The organism is Cellulomonas hominis, from assembly GCF_005239125.1.
Classification (GTDB): Bacteria; Actinomycetota; Actinomycetes; order Actinomycetales; family Cellulomonadaceae; genus Cellulomonas; species Cellulomonas hominis_A.
Window position 1 is genome coordinate 1 of sequence record NZ_SZYE01000230.1, and the last position, 5,021, is coordinate 5,021.

General features: G+C 73.9%; 6 protein-coding genes. All 6 read left to right on the forward strand.

Features of this window, described 5'->3' with window-relative positions; all coding sequences use genetic code 11:
- The coding region (locus FA014_RS17700; protein WP_154730947.1) for an HNH endonuclease signature motif containing protein at positions 1 to 1,013 on the forward strand (1,013 nt) is incomplete at its 5' end.
- A gap of 198 nt (positions 1,014 to 1,211) precedes the next feature.
- The gene (locus FA014_RS17705; protein WP_154730948.1) at positions 1,212 to 1,532 is read left to right on the forward strand and encodes a flagellar FlbD family protein; all 321 of its coding nucleotides are present in this window, start codon (positions 1,212 to 1,214) and stop codon (positions 1,530 to 1,532) included.
- Positions 1,532 to 2,299, forward strand: a complete 768-nt coding sequence (locus tag FA014_RS17710) for a motility protein A (RefSeq protein WP_154730949.1) — start codon at positions 1,532 to 1,534, stop codon at positions 2,297 to 2,299. The genes FA014_RS17705 and FA014_RS17710 overlap by 1 nt, the downstream gene beginning before the upstream one ends.
- Positions 2,296 to 3,219, forward strand: a complete 924-nt coding sequence (locus tag FA014_RS17715) for an OmpA/MotB family protein (protein ID WP_154730950.1) — start codon at positions 2,296 to 2,298, stop codon at positions 3,217 to 3,219. Before FA014_RS17710 ends, FA014_RS17715 begins: the two co-directional genes overlap by 4 nt.
- Positions 3,220 to 3,224: 5 nt before the next feature.
- Positions 3,225 to 3,749: a flagellar basal body-associated FliL family protein gene (locus tag FA014_RS17720; protein WP_154730951.1), complete on the forward strand. Its 525-nt coding sequence runs from the start codon at positions 3,225 to 3,227 to the stop codon at positions 3,747 to 3,749.
- A gap of 200 nt (positions 3,750 to 3,949) precedes the next feature.
- Complete coding sequence (locus FA014_RS17725) at positions 3,950 to 4,885, forward strand: FliM/FliN family flagellar motor switch protein (protein ID WP_154730952.1); 936 nt, start codon at positions 3,950 to 3,952, stop codon at positions 4,883 to 4,885.
- The last annotated feature ends 136 nt before the right edge of the window (positions 4,886 to 5,021 follow it).

The window sequence follows — 5,021 nt, forward strand, 5'->3', positions numbered from 1 at the left end:
GCGTCGACGGGGTCCTGGACCACACCGCCCGCGCAGCCAAGGCACTCGGGGACCCCCGGACCCTGGACCAGCTGCGCGCCGACGGCCTGCGCGACCTCGTGGTCGGCGACGTGCCCGAGTCCGACGGGCCGGCGTTCGAGGTGCACCTCGACCCACCCGCCCCGGTGCTGCCGACCCCACGCCGAGGGGCGGACTGGCTCGTGACCACCACCCGACGTCAACCGGTGCGCCCACGCCCCGTCGAGCCGATCCCGACCGCCACCGTGGTCCCGGTGAGCACCGCGCCGGCGGTGGCCGACACCGTGTCGGCCGTGCCCGGCACCGCGTCGACCGTTCCCGGCACCGCACCCACGGTGCCCGCCACCACACCGACGGCTACCGCGCCGACCGAGCTCGCGCCCGGAGCCGCGTCGACTGCTACCGCGCGGGCGACCACCGCCCGGCGTGGCTGCGGGCGCTGCGCCGGCCGCCCGGGCGCCGAGGTGCGGGTCACCATCGCCGCCTCCACCCTGCTCGGACTGGACGACAAGCCCGCGGACCTCGACGGGTACGGCCCGATCGACGCTGTCCGCGCCAGGGCGCTGGCCGACGGCGGGGTGTGGCGGCGCATCGTCACCGACCCGCTCACCGACCAGGTCCTGGATGTCGGACGTGAGCGGTACCGGCCACCAGCCGGGCTGGCCGAGTTCGTGCGCACCCGCGACAGAACCTGTGTCGCGCCCGGGTGCACCTTCCCGGCACGGCGCGCCGACCTGGACCACACCATCGAGTACCACCGACAACCCGGCGACCCACCCGATCAACCCCTCGGCCGCACCGACGCCGACAACCTCGGACCGCTCTGCCACCGCCACCACCGCCTCAAGACCGACGGCGGCTTCTGGCTGCGCCAGATCCAGCCCGGGCTGTTCGAGTGGATCACCCCCACCGGCCACCGCTACCTCGTGCGACCCGGCACCGGCCGGACCCACGACGCCACCACCGACCCCCACGACGCACCGCCACCGTTCTGATCGGTGCCGACGGCGGCGAGCGCGACGGCGCCGTGATCGCCCGGGAGGAGGGCGCACGCACGGGCCCCCGCGACAGCTCGGAAGTCCCCCAAACCCCTCAGCGCCCGGGCCCCGCGTCCGATGGACAGGGGTGAGCGGCACACGGACGGGCCGCGGCGGCGAGAGCCGCACACGCACCACCAGGGACGGGACACCGCTGTGATCATCGTGACGCGCCTCAACGGGGCCCAGTTCGGGGTGAACCCCGACCTGCTCCAGCGCGTCGACAGCGCGCCCGACACCATCCTGACCCTCATCGACGGGACGAAGTACATCGTCCGCGAGTCGATGGCCGAGGTCATCGCGCGGGTCAACGAGCACCGCGCCCAGCTCCTGGCCCGTGCCCAGGAGATCCAGGCCGCGCCGGCGCCCACCGTCGAGCTGGTCCGCGACGCCGCCCCCGGGGGCGACGCGGACCCGGCCGAGGACGACGGCGACGCGATCGCCGAACCCGTTCCCCTGCGACCCAGGAGCCGCTGATGGATCCCGCCGGCTTCATCGGGCTGGTCGTCGCCTTCGGTGCGATCTTCGGGGCCCTCCTCATGGAGGGCGCCGACCCGATGTCCATCTTCCTGCCCGCGCCGCTGCTGCTGGTGTGGGTCGGCACGATCGGTGTCGGCATCGCCGGCCACACGGTCAAGGACGTCATCGAGTCGTTCAAGGCCGTGCCGCGCGCCCTGATGAACAAGGTGCCGGACCCGACGTCGACCGTGGACACGCTCGTCGACCTGGCCGACCGCGCCCGCCGGGAGGGCCTGCTGGCCCTGGAGGACGCGGCGAAGGACATCGACGACGAGTTCCTGCGCGGCGGCCTGCAGGCCGCGATCGACGGCACCGACCCCGACGACCTGCGGATGATCCTCGAGGACAAGATCGCCACCAAGCGGTCCCGCGAGAAGGTCTGGTCCAAGTACTTCGCCGACATGGGCGGCTACGCCCCCACGATCGGCATCATCGGCACGGTCATCTCGCTGGTGCACGTGCTGGAGAACCTGTCCGACCCGGCCTCGCTGGGCCACTCGATCGCCGCGGCGTTCGTCGCCACCCTCTGGGGCATCCTGTCGGCGAACGTGGTCTGGCTGCCGCTGGGCGCCCGCATCAAGCGGTTCTCCGACCTGGAGTGCGCGCAGATGGAGGTGACGCTGGAGGGCCTGCTGGCCGTCCAGGCCGGCGCCAACCCGCGCCTGGTCGGCGAGCGGCTGCGCAGCCTGCTGCCCGACACGCCCGCGGCCAAGGAAGCGGCGTGAGCTCCGGCCACGGGGGCCGCGGTCGCGGTCGCCGCGGCGGGGGGCACGAGGAGGAGCACGTCAACCACGAGCGCTGGCTCGTGTCCTACTCGGACATGATCACCGTGCTCATGGCGCTGTTCATCGTCCTGTTCGCCATCAGCCAGGTCGACCAGGAGAAGTACGTCGCCCTCAAGGCGTCGCTGGCGGCGGGGTTCGGCGACGGGTCGGTCAACCAGTCGGTGCTCGACGGCACGGACGGCACGATGGACGGGCTGTCGATCACCGAGGACCAGCCGGACGCCGGCACCTCCGGGATCGTGGACGCGGACGAGGGCCTCGGCCTGCAGGCGTCCGACCCGGCTCCGCAGACGTCGGCCGACCCCACCCAGGTGGATGCGAGCGTGCTCGCCGCGGCGCAGGCCGAGGCGGCGCACCTCGAGGAGGTGCGCGAGCACATCCTCGCCGCGCTCACCGCGCAGGGCCTGCAGGACCAGGTCCGGTTCCGGGTGGACGAGCGCGGGCTGGTGCTCGGGCTGGTCGCCGACGACGTCTTCTTCGCGCAGGGGTCGGCCACGCTGACCGCGACCGCGGGGAAGGTGCTCGACCTCGCGGCGCCCACGCTCGTGGGCCTCCAGGAGCAGATCTCGGTCGAGGGCCACGCCAACACGATCCCGATCTCGGGGCGCTACGCCACGAACTGGGAGCTCTCCTCCGACCGCGCCACCCAGGTGCTGCGGTACCTGGTGGAGCGCGACGGCATGCCGGGCACCCGCATCCAGGCGGTGGGCTACGGCGACACCCGGCCCCTGGTCCAGGGGACGGGCGAGGACGCGATGACCGCCAACCGGCGGGTCGACATGGTCATTCTCAGCGCGGCACCCGAAGCGGTGCGCGCCCTGCTGCCCGCAGTGGCGGCCGGAAGCACGACGGGAGGGTAGGGGCGATGCCCATCGAGCAGCGCGTGGTCGGCGGCGGTCAGAAGATCGGCGGTGGCCAGAAGATCGGCGGCGGGAGCACGCCGGCACCGGCGCCCGCCGCGGAGCCGGAGAAGAAGAAGGGCGGCAAGAAGAAGCTGCTCCTCATCATCGGGGCGGTCGTCCTGGTCGCGGGCGGGGCGGCGGCGTACCTGCTGCTCGGCCGCGGCGGCGGGGAGCCCGCCGCCGAGGAGGAGCCGGCGCCCGAGCCCGGTGCCGTCGTCGCGGTCGAGCCGGTCAGCCTCAACCTGGCGGACGGGCACTACCTGCGCCTCGGGTTCGAGCTCCAGCTGACGGCCGACGTCGGCGAGGAGGCCCCCGAGAGCGGCAAGGCCGTCGACGCGGCGATCGCCCTGTTCTCCGGCCGCAGCGTGTCCGAGGTCAGCGACCCGGCGAAGCGCGTCGAGCTGAAGGCGGAGTTCCTGCACCAGCTCCAGGAGCTGTACGAGGGCGAGGTGATGGACGTCTACCTGACGAACTACGTCACCCAGTGACGGCGCGCGCGGCGACGCGCGCCCCGTCCGGCCGGTCGCCTGACGCCCCTGACCTGGGGTGTCACCCGAACCGGTGAACCACGGCGCCACGGAGGGCGCCACATCGCTCCGCAGCACGCCGGCCCACGACGGGCCGAGGGCGGGGAAAGTCCCGGGCGCGACCCCTCACATCACCCGGTTGCGCGCCGATCAGGGTGGGCGTGACGGTCCACACCACGGGTCAGGCCCCGGCGCGCTCCAGGCGGCGCACGCACGTGCCCGAGCCCTACGACTTCCGGCGTCCGATGACGATGGCGCGCGAGCACGCCCGCGTGCTCGAGATGGCGTTCGAGACGTTCGCCCGCCAGTGGGGCAACCAGCTCACGGCCCGCCTGCGGGCGATGGCCCAGGTGACGCTCGACGGGCTGAGCCTGCAGACGTACGACGAGTACGTGCGCGGCCTGCCCGGCACCACGGCGATGATGCTGTGCACCATCGAGCAGACCCGGCAGACCGCCGTCGTGCAGGTCCCGGTCAGCGCCACGATGGTCTGGATCGACTACATGCTCGGCGGCCCCGGCACGGGCGACGCCCGCGAGGAGCGCGAGCTCACCGAGATCGAGCTGACCCTGCTCCGCGGCGTCATGGGCGCCGCGCTCGGCGACCTCGGCTACGCGTTCTCGTCGCTGACGCCGCTGGACGTGACGCTGCGCTCCGTCCAGTACAACCCGCAGTTCGTGCAGGCCGTCCCGGCCTCCGACGCGGTGCTGGTCGCCACGTTCCTCATGCGGGTCGGTGAGCGCGAGGACGTCACCACCGTCATGTTCCCCGCCGAGGTGCTGCTGGCCGCCGTCCGCCAGGCCGACGGCGCGGGCAGCCGGTCCCTCGAGGACCAGCGGGCCCACGAGCTCGCGGTGCTCGACCTGGAGGCCGCCGTCGAGGACGTGCCCGTCGAGGTCGCCGTCCGGTTCGCGCCGGTCGTCGTCCGCCCCCGCGACGTCGTCGGCCTGTCCGTCGGCGACGTCGTCCCCCTGTCCCACCCGTCGTCCCAGCCGCTCGACGTGGTGGTGGACGGCGTCGTGCTCGCGCGAGCCGCCGCGGGGAACAACGGTTCCCGCCTCGCCTGCATGGTCGTCACCGTCGAGGAGAAGCCCTGATGAACGCCCCCGAGACCACCGACGCCGCGGTCGCGCTCGCCGCCGCCGCGGCCGCCGCCCGCCTGCTGCCCGCGGTCGCCCCGCTCGTGCCCGCCCCGGCCCCGGCCGGTGCCCGCCCCGCGGACGACGCGCTCGC

Excerpts from the sequence above, each read along its gene's own strand:
- FA014_RS17710 (WP_154730949.1), top strand. The coding sequence starts at position 1,532 with ATGGATCCCGCCGGCTTCATCGGGCTGGTCGTCGCCTTCGGTGCGATC.
- FA014_RS17720 (WP_154730951.1), top strand. The coding sequence starts at position 3,225 with ATGCCCATCGAGCAGCGCGTGGTCGGCGGCGGTCAGAAGATCGGCGGT.